The organism is Arthrobacter sp. NQ7 (assembly GCF_029581595.2).
Lineage (GTDB): Bacteria > Actinomycetota > Actinomycetes > Actinomycetales > Micrococcaceae > Arthrobacter > Arthrobacter phenanthrenivorans_B.
This window is the reverse complement of the sequence record NZ_JARFXU020000001.1, coordinates 386,162-407,705: the sequence shown is the minus strand read 5'-3', so window position 1 is coordinate 407,705 and position 21,544 is coordinate 386,162. Positions and strand designations below refer to the sequence as shown.

Genomic DNA, 21,544 nt, shown 5'->3' with positions numbered 1-21,544 from the left:
CCATGAGGGTGCGCAGCGTGGTGCTCCGCACAGTCCCCCATTCTAGTTGGCGGCAAGTGCCACCACCTTGCCTTCGCGGTACAGCAGCGCCCGGAGTTCGGCCTCCGCAGAGTCCAGGCGCTTCGGATCGATGGTTTCGCCGTCGTGGTAATGGTCCAGCACCCTGGGATCCACGTAGCTTTTGCGGGCGATGGACGGAGTGTTGCCGAGCGTTTCGGCGGCCTCGTGCATGGCGCGGCTGATGGCCCGTTTCCGTTTCGCGGCCGTGCGCTGCGGACCGGTGCGTGCCAGGCTCGCCGCGGCCGCGACGGTACCCCGCAGTGTCCGGAAGTCCTTGGCCGTGAAGTCGGAACCCGTGCGTTCCTTCACGTACGCATTGATGTCGGCGCTGGTGACCGGGCGCCACGTCCTGCCCTCCTTATAGGCCAGCAGCCGGGCGTTCGGGCCGCGGCGCTTAAGCAGGCGCAGCAGCACGGCGAGGTCGGGGTCCCGGATTTCCGATTCCCAGTCCTTGCCGCTCTTGGCCGGGAACCGCAGCATGATCCGGTCCTTGCGCACCTGGACGTGGGCGCAGAGCAGGGTGGCCAGGCCCCGGCTGCCGTTCTCGTTGGTGTACCGCTCGGAACCCACCCTCAACGAACCGCTGTCCAGCATCCGGAACGCGCCCGCCAGGACCCGCTCCCGGGTGAAGCCTTCACTGCGCAGGTCCATCGTGACCAGGCGGCGGGCTGCCGGCAGCGATTCGGCCAACTGGAGGGACCGGTCGAACTTCACCCGGTCCTTTCTTTCGCGCCACTCCGGGTGGTAGATGTACTGGCGCCGGCCCACCGCGTCCACACCGGTTGCCTGGATATGGCCGTTCTCGAACGGGGCAATCCATACATCGGTCCACGCCGGTGGAATGCCGATGCTTTCCAGCCGGTCCCGGACGGGTCCCGGCGGCAGGGTGGACCCGTCCAGGTCGCGGTAACTGAAGCCCTTGCCGGCAGGGACCCTGCGGTAGCCGCGGCCGGAGGCGTTGCTGCGCCGGAGCCTCATCGGGCCTGCTCCGGGATACGGGCACGTGTCATGAAAGCAAGCCTACTGACTATTTTTCCGTTTTCCCGCCTGCCTGCTGGAATACCTGTCCGGCGGCTGCTGTTATGGACATCGTGCCCATGCCAGAAGGAATCCCCGCCACGTCCGTAGCCACCTCCCCCACCGGCGCTTCCCCGGCGCCGGGCTCCGCGGCGGATACCCCTTCAGCCAAGGGTCCCGGGCCCATGGCAAAAGAGACGACGGCGGGAATGCTGTTCGGCATCGGCGCGTACGTCTTGTGGGGGCTGCTCCCGCTGTACTTCTTCATTCTCATGCCCGCCGGCGCCGTCGAAATCGTGGCCAACCGGGTGGTGTGGTCACTGCTGTTCTGCGCCCTCCTGATCACCGTCACCCGGGCATGGGGCGTCCTGGGCACCGCCCTGAAGGACCGCCGGGTCTTCGGCTCGCTGGCACTGGCGGCGTTCCTGATTGCCATCAACTGGCTCACCTACACCTACGGTGTCACCACCGGGCAGGCCGTGGAAACGTCCCTGGGCTACTTCATCAACCCGCTGGTCTCGGTCCTGCTCGGCGTGCTCGTCCTGAAGGAAAGGCTGCGCCCGCTCCAGTGGGCAGCGGTGGGCGTCGGGTTCGTGGCGGTGGGGGTCCTCACCTACTCCTACGGGAAGCTGCCGTGGATCGCGCTGACCCTGGCATTCAGCTTCGGCCTGTACGGCTTCGTCAAGAACCGGGTGGGTTCCAGGGTGGATGCCATCACCAGCCTCAGCGTGGAGACCATGGTGCTTGCACCGCTGGCTGCGGTGGCGATGGTGGTGCTGGCGGTGAACGGCAGCTCCACCCTGGCCTCGGAAGGTCCCGGGCACTTTTGGCTGCTGCTGGCGTCCGGCGTGATTACCGCCGTCCCGCTGCTCTTCTTTGGCGCGTCCGCGCGGCGCCTGCCCATGACCACCATTGGGCTGCTCCAGTACTTCGCCCCCGTCCTGCAGTTCCTGGTGGCCCTGCTGGTATTCCGGGAGGCCATGACCGTTGAGCGCTGGATCGGGTTCGGTGTGGTGTGGCTGGCCCTGCTGCTGCTGACCCTGGACATGCTGCGGACCGCCCGCAGGAACTCGGTGGCCCGAAAGGCAGCGCGCCGCCAGGTTGCCTGACCCGCCCCACGACATCCTCCACCGAGGCACTGCGAAGACACAGAAGGTGGGCTCCCGGCCGGGAGCCCACCTTCTGTGCGTTGCGGGAGGAGTGTTCTGCCTAGGCGTTGGCCTTGATGGCGGCGGCCAGGACTTCGAGGCCGTCGGCCAGCAGTTCGTCGGTGATGACCAGCGGCGGCAGCAGCCGGATCACGTTGCCGTAGGTGCCGCAGGTCAGGATGATGACGCCTTCCTTCAGGCAGGCGGCGGCAACAGCCTTGGTCAGTTCCGGGTTCGGTTCCTTGGAGCCGGCCTGGACAAGTTCAATGGCCAGCATGGCACCGCGGCCACGGACATCACCGATCACGGCGGTGCCGGCAGCAGCCAGTTCGGCCTGCAGGTCGCGGAGCCGGCCGAGGGCGAGTTCCTCGATGTGGCGCGCACGTCCGTTCAGGTCGTATTCCTCCATGGAGCCGATGGAAGCCAGCGCGGCGGCGCAGGCCACCGGGTTGCCGCCGTAGGTTCCGCCCAGGCCGCCCGGGTGGACGGCGTCGAGCAGGTCGGCGCGGCCGGTGATGGCGGACAGCGGCATGCCGCCGGCGATGCCCTTGGCCATGGTGATGATGTCCGGGACGACGCCTTCGTGGTTGACGGCGAACCATTCGCCGGTGCGGCAGAAGCCGGACTGGACCTCGTCCGCGATGAAGACGATGCCCTTCTCCTTGGCCCAGGCTGCCAGCGCCGGGAGGAAGCCTTCGGCCGGGACGATGAAGCCGCCTTCGCCCTGGATGGGCTCGATGATGATCGCGGCCACCTGGTCGCCGCCGATCTGCTTCTCGATCATGGTGATGGCGCGCTTGGCGGCCTCGGCGCCCGTGATGGCGGGGTTTTCCTCGCGGTACGGGTAGCTCATGGGCATGCGGTAGACCTCGGGCGCGAACGGGCCGAAGTTGGTCTTGTACGGCATGGCCTTGGCGGTCAGCGCCATGGTCAGGTTGGTACGGCCATGGTAGGCGTGGTCGAAGGCGACGACGGCGTCCCGGCCGGTTGCCAGGCGGGCCACCTTGACGGCGTTTTCCACGGCCTCGGCACCGGAGTTGAAGAGGACGGTGCGCTTTTCGTGGTCGCCCGGGGTGAGGCGGTTCAGCTGCTCGGCGACGGCCACGTAGCCCTCGTAGGGGGTGACCATGAAGCAGGTGTGGGTGAAGTGCTCCACGGCTTCCTTCACGGCGCCGACGACGGCGGGATCGGACGCGCCCACGCTGGTGACGGCGATGCCCGATCCGAGGTCGATGAAGGAGTTGCCGTCGACGTCATGGATGATGCCGCCGTCGGCGTCGGCAACGTAGACCGGGACGCTGGAGGCGACGCCGGCAGCCACCACGGACTTGCGGCGTTCGGTCAGTGCCACGGACTTGGGGCCCGGGAAGTCGGCCTGGACGTTGCGCTTCTGCTCCAGGCGGTAGGTGATGTCTGATGCGGTGGTGGTCATTGGGGTTCTTTCTTTCTACGTTTCCGGGGTTTCGGCAGGCTCGGCCGGCGGGGAATGGTCAGGCGTCGAGTGCGGACATGACGTGCTTGATGCGCGTGTAGTCCTCCACGCCGTACATGGAGAGGTCCTTGCCGTAGCCGGACTGCTTGAAGCCGCCATGCGGCATTTCGGCGGTCAGCAGGATGTGGGTGTTGATCCAGACGGCCCCGAAGTCCAGGTCGCGGCTCAGCCGCATGGCGGTGCCGTGGTTGGAGGTCCAGACGCTGGAGGCCAGGGCGTAGTCCACGTCGTTGGCCAGTTCCACTGCTTCGGCTTCGGTGCTGAACTTCTGCACGGTGATGACGGGGCCGAAGGTTTCCTTCTGGACCACGTCGTCGGTCTGCTTTGCGCCGGTGATGATGGTGGGCTCGAAGAAGTAGCCCTTCTCCCCTGCCCGGTGGCCGCCGGTCTCGATGCGGCAGTTGGCCGGCAGGTTCTCCACCACTGAGGTCACCGCGTTGAAGTGGTTGACGTTGTTCAGCGGGCCGAAGTAGTTGTCCTCGTCGTTCTGGGAGCCGGTGTGCAGGGTCCGGGTGTGCTCCACCATGGCTGCCACGACGTCGTCGTGCACGGACTCCTCCACCAGCACGCGGGTGATGGCCGTGCAGTCCTGGCCGGCGTTGAAGAACGCAAACTCGGCGATGGCCGCAGCGCTCTTCTTGATGTCGGCGTCCTTGAAGACGATGGCCGGGGCCTTGCCGCCCAGTTCCAGGTGGGCGCGCTTGAGGCTCTTGGCGGCGCCGGAGGCGACGGCGATGCCGGCCCGGACGGACCCGGTGATGGAGACCAGGCCAGGGACCTTGTGCTCCACCATCATGGCGCCGGTTTCGCCGGTGCCGAGGACCACGTTCAGGACGCCTGCGGGCAGGATGTCGCCGGCCAGGCGGGCCAGCACCAGGGTGGATTCGGGGGTGGTGTCGGAGGGCTTCAGGACCACGGTGTTGCCGGCAGCCAGGGCGGGGCCGATCTTCCAGATGGCCATCAGGAACGGGTAGTTCCACGGGGCCACCTGCGCCACCACGCCAATGGGTTCGCGGCGGACGTAGGAGGTGTGGCCCTCGAAGTATTCACCGGCGGACTTGCCTTCGAGGATGCGGGCGGCACCGGCAAAGAAGCGCAGCTGGTCGGCTCCGGCGGCCACCTCCTCGGAGGCAATGAGGGAGCGGACCTGGCCGGTGTTGCGGTGCTGGGCTTCGACGAGTTCGTCGCTGTTGGCCTCGATGGCATCGGCGAGCTTGAGCAGCATCAGCTGCCGCTGGCCGGGCGTGACGTGCTTCCAGGTCCTGAAGGCGTCCTTGGCGGCCGCCATGGCGGCGTCGACGTCTGCCTGCACCGAAACGGGGGCGTGCGCCACGACCTCGCCGTTGGTGGGGTTGACCACGTCCAGCAGGGTGGTGCCGGCGGGGGTGACGAACTTCCCGTTGATGAAGTTCTGCAAGGTTTGGACCACGGTGTGCAACCTCTTTCGTAAGGGCCATCGGCGGCCGGGCGGGCACCAGGACGGATGGATGGAACTGCATTGAGCCTATGCCAGCGACCTATGCGGGTGAATAGCCACCTGCACACCCTTCCGGAACAGGTTTAGTGCGGTTGCCCAGCTCACGTTTATCCTTGCTTCATGGCCATTTCCCTTGCTGCCCTGGTGGGCGTGACGTCCCTGAAGCTGTCCAAGGCGGGCGTCGCGGAGACCACCTGGAACCAGGACATCAACTGGGTGGCGGTTACCGAGCTTGAGGATCCGCAGCGGTTCCTCAACGGCGGCGAGCTGGTGCTCACCACCGGCCTGCGGCTCCGGTCAGCGCCCGAGCAGCGCCGGTTTGTCCGCCAGGTGCAGCGCGCCGGAGCGGTGGGCATCGGATTCGGCGTCGGGCTGTCGCACGAGGTGGTGCCCCCGGCCCTCCTGGCGGAAGCCAACCGCTGGGGCCTGCCGGTGGTGGAAGTACCGTATGAGACCCCCTTCATCGCCATCACCAAGCTCGTGGCGGACGCGCAGTCTGCGGACCACTACGCCAAGCTGGAACGGCTGATCGCCGGGCACCAGGTGCTGGCCCGGGCGCTGCTGACCGGCGGCGGCCTGGCCGAGCTGCTGAAGAACCTGGGCGGCATGCTGCGCACGGACATTGCCCTCACCCAGTTCACCGCCCAGCTGTACAACAGCAGCACCGCCGGCCCGTCGGCAGACACCTGGTCCAGCTACCCCGTCCCCACCGGGCGGCGCGACGCCTGCACCCTGTGGGTGCGCCAGCCCTTCGAGGACACCGGCATCATTGGTTACGCGCAGAACCTGATCAGCGTGGAGCTGAACAACATGGTCAAGCAGCGCCAGGCCCAGCGCGCCCTTTGCGGCCAGGTGCTGGAGGACGTGATCCACGGGGCGCTGGAGACCAGCGAGGCCCAGCGCCGGCTGGCCGGCGTGGGCGTGAACAGCACCCGCAAGAATGTGGTGCTGCTGGCCGTGTCGGCCGCCCACGGCAAGGCCCTGGGGAGCACGTCGGTGCCGCAGGAGCTGGAGAAGGCCGTGGCCGCCGTCGTGGGCAAGGACCTGGTGCTGGTGATTAACGACGACGGCGGGACCGCGCCGGCGCTGGCACGGAAACTAAGCGACCACCTTGCCGAGGCGGGCATTCACGCCACGATCGGCATCGGCGGTGCCTACACCAAGCCGAACGGACTGCGCTGGAGCTACTTCGAGGCCCGTGATGCCGCCAACCACGGCCTGCCGGTCAACGAACCCGAGCGGCTGAGCCTGACCTCGCTGCTGCTGGCCAGCGAGGACGTGCCGTTGGCGGACATGGCGCACGAGTCCCTGAACCCGCTGCGCTCCTTCGACGCCTCGCACGGCTCCGAGCTGGTGGCCACGCTGGAAAGCTACCTGAACAACAACGGCTCGGTGGCTGCGGTGGCCGAGGAACTCACGCTGCACCGCAACACCGTGCGCTACCGGCTGGCCCAGATCACCGAGCTGACCGGCTACGACCCCGCCGTCACCGCGGACCGCGTGCAGCTGTGGCTCGCCCTTGCGGTGGCCCGCCTCTCGGCCCGGCAGGGCAAGTAACGCCGCAAGTCACATAGGCGCACCTGCCGTGCCGGTCCGTCAGAGGACCCCGTGGCCCAACAGCTCGCGCGACTTCTTCCGCGCCTTCCGGTAATCGGTCCGGGCCGCCTGCATCTTTTCCTCCTGCAGGTTCAGCAGCTGCGCGTAGATCCCGGCGGTGGCAGCCTCTCCGTACTCCGCCGAAAGGGCGGCCAGCAGGTCACGGGCCACCACCGCATCCTGGAACCGGCCGAGGATCTTCTGCTGCCGGCGGGCCGCCTTGGCCACCTTGCCGGCGCTCTTCCCATGGACCAGGGCGGCCGACTCCGCCACGTGCCGGAGCCGCTTGGCATCCTTGCGCACCCGGTGCAGGGCAAGTTCCTGGTCCCTGCCGCGCCTGGCGTCCTTGACCGCCTTGTGCGAGCGCCGCAGCCGCTTGGCGGCTTTGTCCACTGCCTTCGAGGCGGCCCGCCGTCCCGGCTTTACCGCGTCGGCACGCACCGGCGGGTTGTCACGGAAATCCTCAAGCTTGTCCAGGAGCCGGAAGTAGCGGGCCGATTCCAGCGCTTCATGCAGCAGGCGGTACCCGGCGTCGAAATCGCCGCCGGCGCGCTCCTCCACCGTGCTTGCGGCAGCGGCAATCCCGTCAGCCGGGGGCAGTTCGCCCAGCTGGTCACGCAGCTGGGACCGCAGGATTTCGGCGTCGCGCGGCCGGCCGAGCAGTTGCCCCAGCCACTTCAGCTCGCTGCGCAGCTTCCGCACCGACGACGCGCGGTAGAGCCTGCCGTACGCGGCCAGGACCGAACGGATGCGGCGGGTGGCGGAGCGCATGTTGTGGACGGCTTCGGGTTCCTCGAGCCGGACGGCGGCGTCCCCGGCGAGGATCTGGTCGATCTGCGCGGCCACGTAGACGGTGACGACGGCGGCCGCCGGGGCACGTTTTCCCGCCAGGAGCGCCGGGGTGCTTTCGCCGCCGCCGCTGTCGGGAGCCTCCGCAGCGGCGGCGCGCTTCCCGGCTTTCTTGTCGGTGCCCAGGGCGCGGGCCAGCTTGGAGGCGTGGCCTGCCGGCCGGGCGCCGGCAGCGGTGAGCAGTTCCTCCACCGGTCCGAAGAGGTCCGGCTTCCCGTGGACCAGTTCCAGTTCCCATTCGCGCCACTGCAGGGCGTCCCCGGCCCCGTCCTCCAGCCGTACGGCCGTGACCTGGTCATCGGCGAGGTCGGCCAGGTGCACGCCGTCCTCGCCGTACAGCGGGTGGGTGGTGCGGCGGGTTTCCAGCCGCACCACGGGTGCGGGCACGGCACCGCGAAGGTAAGCCTGGAGGTGGGGCAGCAGGGCGTCGGGGACGACGTCGGGCCGGCCCAGGGGTGCGTGCAGTTCCGTCCGCTGCTGGGGCCCTTCCCCGGCCAGGGGGGCTGCCGGCGGCAGCTTCAGGTGCCAGCCGGCGTCTTTGCCGCCCGTGCGGCGGCGCAGCGTAATGCGCCGGGCTGCGAGGGCATGCTTGGGGGTGTCGAAGTACACCGCCTCGAGGACGTCGGTGTGCGGTTTGCCGGTCCGGGCCACCCCGGCGGCCTGGTCCAGCGGCGGCACTTCGGCGCCGGCATCGACGTCGTACTTCTTCTCGATCTCCAGTCCCCGGGAAGCCTCCACAGCCGTCCTTCCGCACCGCCTGGTCCGCGCCAGGCCCTCCGACAGTCCCTTGGAAGTCTATTCCAGCCGTCCACGGCTGGAGAGGTTCGCCACAAAACCTCAAACATCAAACGTCTAACCTTTAGAGTGGACAGTATGCCCGCCACTCCCCCCGCTTCCGCGCCAGCAGCCGCCCACGCTCCCGCCACCGGCACGGCTGCCCCGCCCAGTGCTGCCCCGCCCAGCGCCGCTCCCGGCGGTGCGGCTCCTGCGCGGCCGCGCTCCGCCGTCGTGTTCGGCGTCATTGCGCTGGTGCTGATCGGGCTCAACCTTCGGGCGGGCATTACCGGAGCTTCGGCGCTGCTGCACGATCTCCAGGCGGTCCTGGGCTACGGTGCGCTGGTGGCGGCCATCATCCCGTCCATTCCCACGCTCTGCTTCGCCCTGGCCGGCGCCGCCACCTCCTGGCTGACGGGCAAACTCGGCGTGGAGAAGGCCATCCTGCTGTCGCTCGCGCTGCTGGCCGGTGGCCTGCTGTTGCGCGGCATCCCCGCCACCGGAATGCTCGTGGCCGGCAGCGTGGTGGGCATGTCCGGGCTGGCTGTCTGCAATGTGGCCATGCCGTCCTTCATCCGCGAGCACTTCGCCTCGCGCACCTCACTCATGACGGCCGTCTACACGGTGACCATGACCACCGGCGGCACGCTGACCTCCGTCCTGGTCGTTCCGCTGGCCCAGGCGCTGGGATCCCCGTCCGCCGCCGTGGGCGCCGTGGGCATTGCTGCCGTGGCCGCCTTCCTGGGGTTCCTTCCCGTGGCACTGCACGCCCACCGGCACGCCGCCCCGGCCATGGCCCTCCGGGTGTCCCCCTGGCCGCTGCTGCGGACCCGCAAAGGGCAGCTGCTCACCGCGATCTTCGCCCTCCAGGCCCTGCTCGCGTACGCCCTGCTCAGCTGGTTTCCCTACATGCTCACCACCATGGGGCTGGGCGCTACGGACAGCGGGCTGATGTCTGGGTTGATGCAGCTGGTCTCCGTTCCTGCCGGCATGGTGCTGATCGCCCTCGGAGCCCGGCCCGGCATGCTGCGGCCGGCGTTCTACCTGGTGAGCACCACCATGATGGCCGGCATCGCGGCGCTGCTGGTCCTCCCCGTGGGGCTCGCCATTATCCCCGCCGTGCTGCTGGGTTTTGGCCTGGGCATCTTCCCGCTGGTCATGGTGATGATCAGCCGCAGCGGTACCAGCACGGCGGAGACCACCGCGCTGTCCACGCTGGCGCAGTCCTCGGGTTACCTGCTGGCCACCGTGGGCCCGTTTGGCATGGGCCTGCTGCACAGTGCCACCGGCGGCTGGACGCTGCCCCTGGTCCTGCTGCTGGTGCTGGCACTTGTCCAGATCGTGGTGTCCCACCTCATTACCCGCCCGGCCATGGCCGGTAAAGCGTCCGGCACCGCCAGCCGCCGGACCGCGGCAGGAAGGAAGTAGCAGCGTGTCCCTGAGCCCCTCTGTCCGTCCGCCGCTTGCCGCTGAAGTGACCGCCAAGCTGCGGGAAATGGTCCACTCCGGCGAATGGCCCCTCAATGGCCGGATCCCGCCCGAGCCTGAGCTCATGGCCAAGCTCGGCGTGTCCCGCGGCACCCTCCGGGAGGCCGTGAAGGCCCTTGCGCACGGCGGCATGCTCGAGGTCCGGCGCGGCGACGGCACTTATGTGCGCGCCACCAGCGAGATGTCCGGCGCGGCCCGGCGGATGTACCAGGACCATACCGAGCAGCACATCCTGGAGGTCCGGCTGGGACTGGATACCCAGGCCGCCCGCCTCGCCGCCCGGAACGCCACCGCCGGGGACATCACCGAATTGCGCGCCTTCCTGGCAACCCGGGACCACGCCTGGAACCAAGGGGACTTCGGGGCCTGGGCCGACGCCGACTGGCAGTTCCACGAAGGCATCGCCCGGGCTTCGGGCAATCCGCTGCTGCATGAGCTCTACGCCAGTTTCGGGACCGTGTTCCACCAGGATCTGCTCACCCAGCAGCCCCGGCCCGGCTTCAACGGGCTTCCCCGGGACGGCCACGAAACCCTGCTTGAAGCGTTGGAGCGCCGGGACGAGGACGCGGCAGTGGCCACCGTGAACCGCAACCTTAATTCCTGCGCGGAGTGGCTCGCGGAATAGTGCCCTGCCGGCCGGCTACCCGGTCTCCCCTTGCGTCGCGGAAATTCCCTGGCGCGGCGATACACGGGGCGCGTCACGGAATCTCCGCGTCCCGGCTGCATGTGCGCAGCGAGAAGCCAGACGTGCGGCGGCCCGGCACTTTGGTGCCGGGCCGCCGTCGTAAGCTCTGTGTTCTTTACCCGTCCTAGTCGCGGCGCAGGCCCGCGAGGACGTTCTTGGGGCGCTGCATCTCTCCGTGCTTGGCGCCAAGGACGATCACCAGGCCGGCAAAGCCGGGGATGATCCACTGCAGGAACTTGAGCTGCTGCTGGGCTGCCTTCAGTTCATCCGCGGCTGCACCGTGCGGCTCCGTTGCACCTTCGGCGCCCTCACCGGCAAGCTTCTCCACCTTCTTGCCCAGGATGCCGGAGTAGAGGGTCACGGCGGCGCCTGCCACGGTGACGGCCGTCTTGATGACGGTGTCGCGGGCCACGCCCTCCTGCTTGGCGATGCGGCCCTTGTTCTCCCAGGCGATCGCCAGGTCCGCCACCAGGTGGGAGGCGAACGCGGCCGTCTGGAACGGGGCCCACTTCATCCAGCCGGCGCTGGAAAGGCGCGTGCGCTCGGCCGGGTCCTTGGCCTGGGCCGCCGCGCCGTTGAGTCCGATGGCACCCATCAGTGACCCGCCGAACCATGCTGCTGCCGTCAGGTCGTGAACTGAACGGGCAATGAGATTTCCTGCCATGATGCGCATTCCTAACGTTATGAACTGGTTCCGGTTGCCGCTGTCCGCGGCCTTAGCTTGCTGTGTCCCATCGAGGTAGGGTGCGCCCATGGTAAGCACACTTACTAATATTACGAAAGCCCGGCCGGGACAGAGGCCGACCGCGTAATATCGTCGCCATGGGAAACACAGGGACATTGTTCGGCTGGGCCTTCGGCGATCCGGCCCGCGAAAGTGACGGCGGCTACGTTGACGGCCTGCAGCGCGAGGCGTTCGGCAACGCAAAGGAAACAGCGAAGGCCAAGGGCGTTGACGTGGTGGCGGGATCCGAGGTGTTCACCGTCCTCAGCGCAGATGATTCCCTGGTGGAGCTGGACAACGCCCCCGGCCAGCTGGTGGTCCGGTGCACCGTACACGTTGAGGGCCCCGGCGCGGAGAAGCTGCGGGCCGAAGGGCCCATGAACGGCTAGGTAATGTCCGACGGCGAATCCACCCTCAGCCAGGCAGCAGACGCTGTCGAGGAGGCGTCCAACCATAAGGTCCTGGACGTCCTGGCGCGCGCCGGGTTCGCCGTCATGGCCCTGCTCCACATCATCGTGGGGGTGATCGCCATTGCCATCGCGTTCGGCCATTCCGGTGAGGCCGAGGCCACGGGTGCCATCGCGCAGCTAGCCGACAACCCATGGGGTCCGGTGGTCATGTGGGGCTGCGTGGTGGCGTGCCTGGGCCTGGCGCTGTGGCAGGCCAGCGAGGCAACCCTGCGGATGCGCGGCGAACCACGCAAGGACCGGATCGCGAAACTCATTTCCTCCGGCTTCCTGGCCATCGCCTACGGCAGCGTGGGGCTCAGCTTCGCAGGCTTCGCCGTGGGCCTGCGCGGCGACTCCGGCGACAGCACACGCGACTTCAGCGCGGCACTGATGGACCAGCCGCTGGGACTGTGGGTGCTGGTAGCGGTGGGGCTGACCATCATCGGCATTGGCGTCTACTTCGTGGTCAAGGGCGTCTCCCGCGGGTTCAAGAAAGAGGAGCTTTTCCACTTCAACGGAACACGGCGGGGCACGGTCATCGATTCCCTCGGCGCCGTGGGCCATGTGGCCAAAGGCGTTGCCCTGGGCCTTACCGGGCTGTTGTTCATCATTGCCGCCGCAAAACACAGCCCCGAAGAAAACACCGGCCTCGATGGCAGCCTGAAGGCGTTGCAGGGGCATCCGTTCGGGCCCACGCTGCTGGTGGCGATCGGCGCCGGCTTCATCGCGTACGGGATCTTCGCCCTGATCAGGGCCCGGTTCGGACGTATGTAGTCCTGCGGTTTATGGGTAGGAAGGACGTATGACCCAGCAGCTGAGCCTTCTCTCCGCCGTCACCGGAAGCGCCGGGCAGGCCTTTGCTGCCCTGTTCCGGCTCCTGAAAATCGCCCGGCCCGACCGGCCCATCCACCCCGAGGGACTGGGGCTCGCCGGGACCCTGGCCAGGACCGGCAACCCAGCGGGACCCAGCGGCATCGACTGGCTGGACACCGCCGGAACCGACCAGGTGGTAGCCCGCTTCTCGCGGTCCCTGGGGCTGCCGCAGGCGCTGCCCGACATCCTGGGCCTCGCGCTCCGCGTTTCACCGTCGCGGGGTGCGGACGCTAAGGGTGCGGACCCCGGGGGCACCCACTTCAGGGACACGGGCGCCGGCCCCGCCGACTCCCGGGACACCGCCGCCGGCCCCGCCGACGTCCTGTTCGCCTCCACTGGCTGGGGACTTCCGGGCCGGTTCCTGCTGATGCCGCGGCTGGATGTTGCCGGAGCGGCCATGACCACGCTGATGCCGTACCGCGGCCGGAACGGACCCGTGCTGTTGGGGCTGCGGACCCGGAGCCTCCCGGCCGGATCCCTTGCCTCCGGCGAGTGGGTGCTGGCCCTGCACTGGGCGGCGCCGGGTGGCCGCTGGCGCAAATGCGGTGAGCTGCGGCTGACCGCGGGAGCCGACCCTGCGGACATCCCGCTGCGGTTCGACCCCCTCGAAAACCAGCCGCCCGGAGCCCGGACGTACGCGTGGAGCCGGCGGCTGCGGAAGCCGTCCTACCGGGCCGCCCGGCGGCCCACACCTCCCGCCGTCGGACGCCCGGCGGAACCGGCCCCCGAGCAGAGCACCACCGGAAGGAACTCCATGTCCACCGTCTCGCAGTTGTTCGAATGCCCCTCCGCGGACGTCTGGCGGGTCATCGCCGACGGCTGGCTGTATTCAGGCTGGGTGGTGGGCGCCTCCAGGATCAGGGACGTGGACGCCGAGTGGCCCGGGCTTGGAGCGCACCTCCACCACTCGGTGGGCGCCTGGCCGCTGGTGATCAACGACAGCAGCCGCGTCACCGCTGTGGAGCCCGGCCGCACGCTGGAGCTGGTGGCGCGCGGCTGGCCGATGGGCGAGGCCAAGGTGGACATCACCCTTGAGGACCGGGGCAGCCAGTGCCTGGTGACCATCGCCGAAGATGCGATCCGTGGCCCCGGCAAGCTGATGCCGAAATTCCTGCGGGACCCGATGATTTCGGCCCGGAACCGCGAGACACTGCGCCGCCTGGAACTGATGGCCATCGGGGGCGCAGGCAAACCCAAATAGCGCAGGCGGGTTAAACCGTTAAAAGCAGGAACCGCGGCACCGTCCGGTACCGCGGTTCCTGCTGTTCCAGCTCCTAGACCTGGGCGGACACGCCGTCACGCGAGATGTCCACCATGTCCTCGCGCGGCACCACCTTGATGCGCTCACGGGTGACCTCGACACCGTGCGAGCCGCCGGCCTCCGTGGCCGTCGCGCCCAGGGCGAGCTCGTGTGCGTCCAGTGCCAGCCAGCCTTCCCAGGAGGTGAACTTCACGCCGCGTGAATCGAGGAGGTCAACGACGGCGTCCTCCGCGGGAACGGTGGCGACGGGCAGGTTTTCGCGGTCTTCCAGCAGGTAGGTCACGGTCTCCAGGGCGTCACCCTTGGTGTGGCCGATCAGGCCCACCGGTCCGCGCTTGATCCAGCCCGTGGCGTAGAGGCCCGGCACATGCTGGCCTGATGCATCCAGGACGCGGCCGCCGTCGTTCGTGACGACGCCCTTCTTGTGGTCGAACTCGACGTCCGGCAGGGCGGAGCCGAAGTAGCCGATGGCGCGGTAGACGGCCTGGACGGGGTAGTCCACGAACTCGCCGGTGCCGCGGGCGTTGCCGGTGCCGTCCAGTTCGGTGCGCTCGAACTTGATGCCGGCCACCTTGCCCGGGGTCTCGGCGTCGTCGTAGATCTCCACCGGGCTGTGCAGGAAGTGCAGGTGCAGGCGGCGGGAGGCCTTGAGCTCGGAGAGGTCCTCGGGCTGCTCGGCGATCCAGTTGGTGAGCGTGCCCACCATGGTCTTGGTCTGGTTGTTGGTCTGGATCTGGCGGTCCGATTCCTCGTCGAACTCGAAGTCCTCCGGGTACAGGATGATGTCCACGTCCTTGGAGTGGGACAGTTCGCGCAGCTCCAGCGGGGTGAACTTGACCTGGGCGGGGCCGCGGCGGCCGAAGACGTGCACGTCCGTGACGGGCGAGGCCTTCAGGCCGGCGTAGACGTTGTCCGGGATCTCGGTGGTGAGGAGGTCGTCGGCGTGCTTGGACAGGACGCGGGCCACGTCCAGGGCCACGTTGCCGTTGCCGATCACGGCGATCTCCTTGGCCTCCAACGGCCATTCGCGCGGCACGTCCGGGTGCCCGTCGTACCAGGACACGAAGTCGGCGCCGCCGAACGAGCCCTCCAGCTCGATGCCGGGGATGTTCAGGTCCGCGTCCTTGATGGCGCCGGTGGCGAAGATCACGGCGTCATAGTGGGTGCGCAGGTCCTCGATGGTGAGGTCGGTGCCGTAGTCCACGTTGCCGAAGAAGCGGATGTCGCCGCGGTCCAGTACCTTGTGCAGCGCGTTGACGATGCCCTTGATGCGGGGGTGGTCCGGCGCCACGCCGTAGCGGATCAGGCCGTAGGGTGCCGGGTAGCGGTCAAAGAGGTCGATGCTGACGGTCAGCTCGCCGCTCTTGACGGCTTCGCTCTTGGTGAGAATGTCAGCGGCGTAAACGCCGGCCGGGCCGGAGCCCACGACGGCGACGCGCAGCGGACGTTCGGCAGAACCTACGGAGGTGCTTGATGACACGGCTGTGTTCCTTTTGTTCGGTCTTAGGCGGTGAGGACGCGGGGCTTGTTCGGGGTGGTGGTGCTGTAGTCAGCGGTTTTGAAGTGCGACGGCGCGAACGGGCTCACGCGCACCACGTCACCGATGACAATCACGGCAGGATTTGCGACGCCGGCCGCCTGGGCCTGGTCGGCGATGGAACCGAGCGTGCCGATGGTGACGCGCTGGTCCGGCAAATAGCCGTTTTCCACGATACCAACAGGGGTGTCGGCGGGCAGTCCGGCTTCGCCCAGCGCGGACGCGGATTGGCGCAGCTGGCCGACGCCCATCAGCAGGACGATGGTGTGGTCGGCGCGGGCGGGGACCTCGGAGAGTTCCTCGTGGCCGGTGACCACGCTGAAGCCCTTGGCCAGGCCGCGGTGGGTGACGGGAATGCCTGCCGCGGCGGGAACCGAGATGGCGGAGGTGACGCCGGAAACCACTTCCACCTCCACGCCGTGCTGCCGGCAGTATTCGGCTTCCTCGCCGCCGCGGCCCAGCACGTAGGGGTCGCCGCCCTTGAGCCGGACCACGCGGTGGCCCTTGAGGGCTTCCTCCACCAGGACGCGGTTGATCTCTGCCTGCGGCACGGGGTGGTGGCCGGGGGTTTTGCCCACTTCAATGACGCGGACGTCGGGGGCGAGTTCGTTCAGGAGTTCCCGCGGGCCGAGGCGGTCGGCCACCACGACGTCCGCCTGGCCCAGGAGGCGGCGGCCGCGGACGGTGATGAGGCCGGTGTCCCCGGGTCCACCGCCGACGAGGGCGACGCTTCCCCGGTGCGCACGGCGGCGGCGCAGCGGCAGGTCGCCGGTTTCCAGGGCCGTGGCGACCGCGTCACGGACGGCCATGGCGCGGCGCGGGTCTCCCCCTGCGTTGACGGCGATCTTGACGTCGTCCACGTGGGCGACGGCGGGGGTCCAGGCGGCAGAAGCTTCATGGTTGGAGGCGTTGACGCACCAGACCCGCTGCGCCTCGGCGTCGGCCGATACCCGGGCATCCACCCCGGGATCCCCGGTGGCGGTCTGGACGAACCAGACGCCGTCGACGTCCTTGGAGTCATACGGGCGCGCTTCCCAGGTGAGCAGGCCGGCGTCGGCCATGTCCTGCAGCGCGGGTGAGGCAACCGGAGCCACGACGGTGACGACGGCACCGGCGTCGAGCAGCCCCTTGGCGCGGCGGGCAGCAACGGGGCCGCCGCCCACCACCAGCACGGGACGGCCGAGCAGCCGCAGCGCGGTGGGGTAAATATCCTGAATTGCCATGGATCAACGGTAGGTCCGCGTCACATTCGCCCACAAAGGCCGAGCAACACCAGTTCACGCAAGGTAATGCTGCGTCACAAACGTTCCCTAGCCGCAGGTGGCAAGGAACTGCCCCCTGCGGACGATGAGTCGCTCCAGATACCGCGCCAGGAAGAGCCGCTCGACGGCGCGGCCCAGGAAACCAAGCGGCGCGCTGAACTCCACCCTGTCGATCATGACGCTTCCCGTGGCCGTCGGCGCGAAGTCGTGGACGTGACGGAAGGCCTTGAAGGGGCCCTTGACCTGTTCGTCCGTGAAGCTGTGCGGGTAGTCGAAGGCGGTAATGCGGCTGGTCATGGTGAGCGGTATGCCGAAGTGCGTGGCCCGCCAGGTGACGTCCTGGCCGTCGCCGATCAGTCCGCTGGTGACGCCTTTCACGGCCCGCTCCCCCGCTTGTTTTTGGGAGTCGAGGTGCAGGTCGATGTTGCGCGCCCGGTCGAAGAGCTGCTCCACGGGGAGCGCGGATACGGTGCGGCACTCGAAGCTCGCGGTCATCCGGCCAGTCTGCCACCGGTTCTTATCGGGCGTGACGCAGTTGCGTGATTTTCGGGCCTTTGCCGACTGGCAGCCCCCGTGGTTTGGGGGCCAAGGGCGAGGGGACGGCTAAAAGTGGCGCAAACGCGTCGGGACAGCAGAGAGCCCGACGGCGGGAGGTCGCCGTCGGGCTCTTGCGGTGCGTTGGGAGGGGGTTTGGTCAGCGGGTGCTGCCGGCCAGGAGGCCCCGGCGGCGCAGGAGCCGTTTCTCGATGGGTCCGAACACCAGGAGCTCGATGAGGATGCCGACGCCAAGGATCAGCAGGATCGCAGCCATGACCACGGACATATCGGACAGCGTGCGGCCCTGGTCGAGGAGGGAGCCCAGGCCGAAGCCGATGGTGCCGCCCACCGCGATGATTTCCGCGGCCATGAGGGAGCGCCACGAGAACGCCCAGCCCTGCTTGAGGCCCCCGAGGTAGCCGGGCAGTGCAGCGGGAAGGACCACCTGCAGGGCCATCTGCAGCCGGTTGGCCCCGAGGACGGTGCCCACGCGCCGGTATTGCGGCGGGATCTGGTCCACACCCGAGATCAGGCCGTTGATGATGGACGGGATGGCGCCCATGAACACCACGAAGTAGACGGTGGCGTCGGTCAGGCCGAACCAGATGATGGCCGCCGGGACCCATGCCACGGACGGCAGCACCTGGAGGCCGGAGATCAGCGGACCGAACGCACGCCGCAGCGGTGCCACCTGCGCCAGCAGCAGGCCCACCGGCGTGGCGATCGCCACCGAAATCAGGAAGCCCACCACCCCGCGCTGCAGCGAGGTCCACATGGATTCCTGCAGCTTGCCTTCATTCCAGAGCGAGCCCATCTGCGCCACCACGTCCAGCGGCCCGGGGACCAGGTCGCGGCGCTTCACACCGAGCGACACATAGAACTGCCAGACCAGCACCAGGACCACCAGAGCGGCCACGGGGAGCAGGATCCGGCTCCAGTCGATCCGGTGCTTGCGGTCGGCGTCGGACTGCAGCGAATCCAGGCCGGACTCAAGCTCCCGAAGGTCCTCATTCCCGGTGGACGTCCGGGTCAAAGCGGCATGCACGTGTCGGGTTTCGGTACCCGTGGTTTCGACAGGCTCAACCACCGGCTCCTCCTCGACCATGGGTGGGTTACTTGGCATGGCGGCGAATCTCCTCCCGCAGCCGGGCGGTGATGACCCCGGTCAGCTGGCCGGCGAGCCCGGCGTCGGTTCGGTGTTCTTCGGTGACGGCCCATTCCTGGACCACGCGGCCGGGGCGGGACGACAGCAGCAGCACGCGCTGGCCCAGCCGGACGGCTTCGCGGACGTTGTGGGTGACGAAGACGATGGTGCGCCCGGTTTCCTTCCAGATGCGTTCCAGCTCGTCGTGCAGCAGGTCGCGCGTGATGGCGTCCAGGGCGGCGAACGGTTCGTCCATGAGCAGCAGCTGCCGGTCCTGGGCCAGTGAGCGGGCCAGGGAGACGCGCTGCCGCATGCCGCCGGAGAGTTCGTGCGGGCGCTTGTCCCCGGCCGAACCGAGGTGCACCAGTTCCAGGAGTTCCTGGGCTTTGGTACGGCGTTCGGCCTTGCCCACGCCGCGCAGTTTCAGCGCGAGCTCGATGTTTTCACGGGCGGTGAGCCAGGGGAACAGGGCGGCGTCCTGGAACATGAAGGCGGCACCGTCGCTGGGCACTTCCAGGGCGCCCGACGTCGGCGCTTCCAGTCCCGCGATGATGTTCAGGAGGGTGGACTTGCCGCAGCCGGAGGCACCAAGGAGGGCAACGAACTCGCCCCTCCCGATGTTGGCGTTGACGTCGTCCAGGACCGGGGCGCCGTCGCCGAAGCGCTTGCCCAGGTGTTCCAGTACCACTGGCATGGTGGCGTCCTTCAGTAGTTGGGTTGGTCAGTCCTGGCCGAGGCCGGCCGCTGAAATCTTGTCGGTGCTGCCGGTGACCCCGTTGAGTGCGCGGAGGTCGAAGAGGCCGTTGATGTCGGCGTTCCTGGTGGTTCCTGCATCCACGCCGTCCTGCAGCAGCTTGGGGTAGCTGCCGGCCAGCGGGTCGAGGGTGAAGGTGATGTTCGCCAGCGACCTGGCCAGGACATCGTTCGGCAGTGCCGCGCCGGCGGTTTCCTGCAGGGCGGCGTTGATGAGGTTCGCCTTCTCGTCGGCCGGGGCCGAGTTGAGCCAGGCCACCGACTCCGCGTTGCCCTTGATCAGGGCTTTGACGGTGTCCGGGTGGTCGGCGGCGAACTTCTGGTTCACGATCAGGATGGTGGTGGGGAACTCGCCGGGCTTGCCGGTGCCGGTTCCGTCCCACAGGTCTTTTTCATCCACCAGGACTTTGGCTCCGGCGGTGAGCACCAGGCGGGACGCCCACGGTTCAGGCAACCACGCGCCGTCGATCTTTCCGTCCTGGAACAGCTTGAGCGTCTGGGCGTTGTCCGTGGGGTTGATGGCGACGTCGCCGCTGCCGTCCACGTTGGTCTTGTAGCCCTGCCTGGTCAGCCAGGCCCGGAGCGCCACATCCTGGGTGCCGCCGAGCTGCGGCGTCGCCAGGGTCTTGCCCTTCAGGTCCGCGGCCGAGGTGATCCCCGGCTTGACCACCAGCTGAGCACCGCCGGCCGCGGCGCCGGCAATCACGCGCACGGACTGGCCCTGGCTTTTGGCGAACGAGTTGATGGCGGGGTTGGGGCCGATGTAGGCGGCGTCGATGGCCCCGGCGTTCAGGGCTTCGATGGCGGCCGGGCCGGCGTTGAAGGTCTCGGTACTGAGCCGGGTGCTGCCCAGGGCACCGGCCAGGAATCCCTTTTTGACGCCTACCAGGGCGGCGGCGTGCGTGACGTTGCCGAAGTAGCCGAGCTTCAGTTCGGCGGCAGGGCTGGGCTCGGCAGCCTGGGCCTCGGTGTTGCGGGAGACGTTAGACGCCACAATGGCCCCAAAGGCGATCAGCAGGACCAGCCCGAGGGCCAGGGCAGCCTCGATGGCACGCTTGCGCTTGGGGACCGCGCTTTCGCCTGCCACGATGCGGGTCATCCCGGGCTTGGAACTAGTCATTGTTTCACCATAGGGAGTGGCCCAAACCCGTTCAATGAAGCGGAAACGGGGGGTCACGCACGTTCATCTAGCGTCACATTCGGCCGCGCTGCTGCCCGGTTTGGCAGGTTCAGTTGCCTTTGACGTTGACCAACTGCCGCAGCTTGTGCCGCACCCTGACAAGGTCCGCGGCGTCCTGCATCACCTGGTCGATCGGCTTATAGGCGGCCGGGATCTCGTCGATGAAGGCCTCCGACGCGCGGAACTCAATCCCGCGCATGGCCCGCTTGAGTTCCTCCAGGGTGAAGGCCTTGCGGGCGGCGTTGCGGGAGTACTCCCGGCCGGCGCCGTGCGGGGACGAGTTCAGTGACGCCGGGTTGCCCAGGCCTTCCACCACATAGGACGCCGTCCCCATGGACCCGGGAATCAGTCCGGGATCGCCCGGCGCCGCTTTGATGGCACCCTTCCGGGACACCCATACCGACTTCCCGTAATGCGTCTCCTGCTCGGTGAAGTTGTGGTGGCAGTTGATCCGTTCTCGTTCCCGCACCGGGCCGCCTACCCAGCGGCTGAACCGGGCCGTCACGCGGTCCATCATTTCCTCCCGGTTCAGCAGCGCGAAGTGCTGGGCCCAGCGCAGCTCGGCGATGTAGCGCTCAAACTGCGGAGTGCCCTCGTCCAGGTAGGCGAGGTCGGGGTCCGGCAGGTAAATCTGGTGCTTCCTGCTGACGTGCTGCGCGACGCCGATGTGGTGCTGGGCGATCCTGTTGCCGATGCCCCGCGAGCCCGAGTGCAGGAAGAGCCACACGCCGTCGTCCTCGTCCGCCGACACCTCAATGAAGTGGTTACCCGAGCCCAGGGACCCCAGCTGCAGTTCCCACTTGTCGACGTACTGCCCGGGGTTGAAGCCGGCCTTCGCGGCCCGGCGCTTCAGCTCGGCAATCCGCGGCTCCGCCGTGGCCAGGACTTTCCGGTTGTTGTGCCCGGCGGACAGCGGAATGGCCCGTTCGATGTCCTCCCGCAGGCTCTTCCGGTCCTTGGGCAGGTCCTTCACCGAGTACTGGGTGCGGACCGCGATCATGCCGCAGCCGATGTCCACACCCACTGCCGCGGGGATGATGGCGCGCAGCGTGGGAATCACGGAGCCCACCGTGGCCCCTTTGCCCAGGTGCGCGTCCGGCATCAGCGCCAGGTGCGGGTAGATGAACGGCAGCCCCGCCGTCATCACTGCCTGTTCGCGGGTCTTCTCATCCAGGATGGACGCCCAGTTCAGAAGCTTGGGACTGATGGTTTCCACAGCCGCCTCCCGCCGCGGTGAC

At 68.4% G+C, this 21,544-nt stretch carries 19 protein-coding genes; 7 read left to right on the top strand and 12 right to left on the bottom strand.

The annotated features are described in order from the left end of the window. Window positions 1-42: 42 nt before the first annotated feature. The gene (locus tag PUN71_RS01910; RefSeq protein WP_043453778.1) at window positions 43-1,038 is read right to left on the bottom strand and encodes a DNA topoisomerase IB; all 996 of its coding nucleotides are present in this window, start codon (window positions 1,036-1,038) and stop codon (window positions 43-45) included. Between the two features lie 119 nt (window positions 1,039-1,157). Between PUN71_RS01910 and rarD the strand changes: the two genes are divergently transcribed. Further along, window positions 1,158-2,186 (top strand): EamA family transporter RarD, encoded by a 1,029-nt coding sequence (gene rarD, locus PUN71_RS01905; RefSeq protein ID WP_277797162.1) that lies wholly within the window; start codon window positions 1,158-1,160, stop codon window positions 2,184-2,186. 100 nt (window positions 2,187-2,286) lie between these two features. Here the strand turns inward: rarD and gabT are convergent, their stop codons facing one another. Both gabT and PUN71_RS01895 read right to left on the bottom strand, forming a co-directional pair. Then, the gene (gabT, locus tag PUN71_RS01900) at window positions 2,287-3,657 is read right to left on the bottom strand and encodes a 4-aminobutyrate--2-oxoglutarate transaminase (protein WP_043449094.1); all 1,371 of its coding nucleotides are present in this window, start codon (window positions 3,655-3,657) and stop codon (window positions 2,287-2,289) included. Between the two features lie 58 nt (window positions 3,658-3,715). Continuing rightward, on the bottom strand, window positions 3,716-5,146 hold the full coding sequence (locus PUN71_RS01895) for an aminobutyraldehyde dehydrogenase (RefSeq protein ID WP_277797161.1): 1,431 nt from the start codon (window positions 5,144-5,146) through the stop codon (window positions 3,716-3,718). Between the two features lie 168 nt (window positions 5,147-5,314). On the opposite strand from PUN71_RS01895, the gene PUN71_RS01890 reads away from it, so the two are divergent. Further along, window positions 5,315-6,751, top strand: coding sequence for a PucR family transcriptional regulator (locus PUN71_RS01890; protein WP_277797160.1), 1,437 nt, complete (start codon window positions 5,315-5,317; stop codon window positions 6,749-6,751). Between the two features lie 39 nt (window positions 6,752-6,790). Here PUN71_RS01890 and PUN71_RS01885 read toward each other — a convergent pair whose 3' ends face one another. Beyond that, complete coding sequence (locus PUN71_RS01885; protein ID WP_277797159.1) at window positions 6,791-8,377, bottom strand: CYTH and CHAD domain-containing protein; 1,587 nt, start codon at window positions 8,375-8,377, stop codon at window positions 6,791-6,793. Window positions 8,378-8,512: 135 nt separating this feature from the next. Here PUN71_RS01885 and PUN71_RS01880 point away from each other — a divergent pair, with 135 nt between their 5' ends. Together PUN71_RS01880 and PUN71_RS01875 are read left to right on the top strand one after the other, a co-directional pair. Continuing rightward, window positions 8,513-9,841, top strand: a complete 1,329-nt coding sequence (locus PUN71_RS01880; protein ID WP_277797158.1) for an MFS transporter — start codon at window positions 8,513-8,515, stop codon at window positions 9,839-9,841. A 4-nt stretch (window positions 9,842-9,845) separates the two neighbouring features. Then, entirely contained in the window at window positions 9,846-10,526 is a 681-nt protein-coding gene (locus PUN71_RS01875) for a FadR/GntR family transcriptional regulator (protein WP_043449105.1), read from the top strand. A 184-nt stretch (window positions 10,527-10,710) separates the two neighbouring features. Here the strand turns inward: PUN71_RS01875 and PUN71_RS01870 are convergent, their stop codons facing one another. Further along, window positions 10,711-11,250 (bottom strand): hypothetical protein, encoded by a 540-nt coding sequence (locus PUN71_RS01870; RefSeq protein WP_277797157.1) that lies wholly within the window; start codon window positions 11,248-11,250, stop codon window positions 10,711-10,713. A gap of 158 nt (window positions 11,251-11,408) precedes the next feature. Here PUN71_RS01870 and PUN71_RS01865 point away from each other — a divergent pair, with 158 nt between their 5' ends. The 3 genes from PUN71_RS01865 to PUN71_RS01855 are packed head-to-tail and all read left to right on the top strand — an operon-like array spanning window position 11,409 to window position 13,833. After that, window positions 11,409-11,699: a hypothetical protein gene (locus PUN71_RS01865; RefSeq protein ID WP_043449107.1), complete on the top strand. Its 291-nt coding sequence runs from the start codon at window positions 11,409-11,411 to the stop codon at window positions 11,697-11,699. 3 nt (window positions 11,700-11,702) lie between these two features. Further along, complete coding sequence (locus PUN71_RS01860) at window positions 11,703-12,533, top strand: DUF1206 domain-containing protein (protein ID WP_277797156.1); 831 nt, start codon at window positions 11,703-11,705, stop codon at window positions 12,531-12,533. A 28-nt stretch (window positions 12,534-12,561) separates the two neighbouring features. Then, window positions 12,562-13,833 (top strand): SRPBCC family protein, encoded by a 1,272-nt coding sequence (locus PUN71_RS01855; protein ID WP_277797155.1) that lies wholly within the window; start codon window positions 12,562-12,564, stop codon window positions 13,831-13,833. A 73-nt stretch (window positions 13,834-13,906) separates the two neighbouring features. On the opposite strand, the gene PUN71_RS01850 is transcribed toward PUN71_RS01855, so the two are convergent. From PUN71_RS01850 to PUN71_RS01820, 7 genes are all read right to left on the bottom strand, one after another. Continuing rightward, on the bottom strand, window positions 13,907-15,373 hold the full coding sequence (locus PUN71_RS01850) for an FAD-dependent oxidoreductase (protein WP_277797154.1): 1,467 nt from the start codon (window positions 15,371-15,373) through the stop codon (window positions 13,907-13,909). A 23-nt stretch (window positions 15,374-15,396) separates the two neighbouring features. Next, window positions 15,397-16,653, bottom strand: coding sequence for a uroporphyrinogen-III C-methyltransferase (gene cobA, locus PUN71_RS01845; RefSeq protein WP_277797153.1), 1,257 nt, complete (start codon window positions 16,651-16,653; stop codon window positions 15,397-15,399). A gap of 87 nt (window positions 16,654-16,740) precedes the next feature. Further along, entirely contained in the window at window positions 16,741-17,187 is a 447-nt protein-coding gene (locus PUN71_RS01840) for an SRPBCC family protein (protein WP_277797152.1), read from the bottom strand. Window positions 17,188-17,386: 199 nt separating this feature from the next. Beyond that, window positions 17,387-18,352, bottom strand: coding sequence for an ABC transporter permease (locus PUN71_RS01835; RefSeq protein ID WP_277797151.1), 966 nt, complete (start codon window positions 18,350-18,352; stop codon window positions 17,387-17,389). Continuing rightward, window positions 18,342-19,067, bottom strand: a complete 726-nt coding sequence (locus PUN71_RS01830; RefSeq protein ID WP_277797150.1) for an ABC transporter ATP-binding protein — start codon at window positions 19,065-19,067, stop codon at window positions 18,342-18,344. The genes PUN71_RS01835 and PUN71_RS01830 overlap by 11 nt, the downstream gene beginning before the upstream one ends. Before the next feature lie 27 nt (window positions 19,068-19,094). Then, window positions 19,095-20,225, bottom strand: coding sequence for an ABC transporter substrate-binding protein (locus PUN71_RS01825; protein WP_277797288.1), 1,131 nt, complete (start codon window positions 20,223-20,225; stop codon window positions 19,095-19,097). A 130-nt stretch (window positions 20,226-20,355) separates the two neighbouring features. After that, window positions 20,356-21,522: an RtcB family protein gene (locus PUN71_RS01820; protein ID WP_277797149.1), complete on the bottom strand. Its 1,167-nt coding sequence runs from the start codon at window positions 21,520-21,522 to the stop codon at window positions 20,356-20,358. Between the last annotated feature and the right edge of the window lie 22 nt (window positions 21,523-21,544).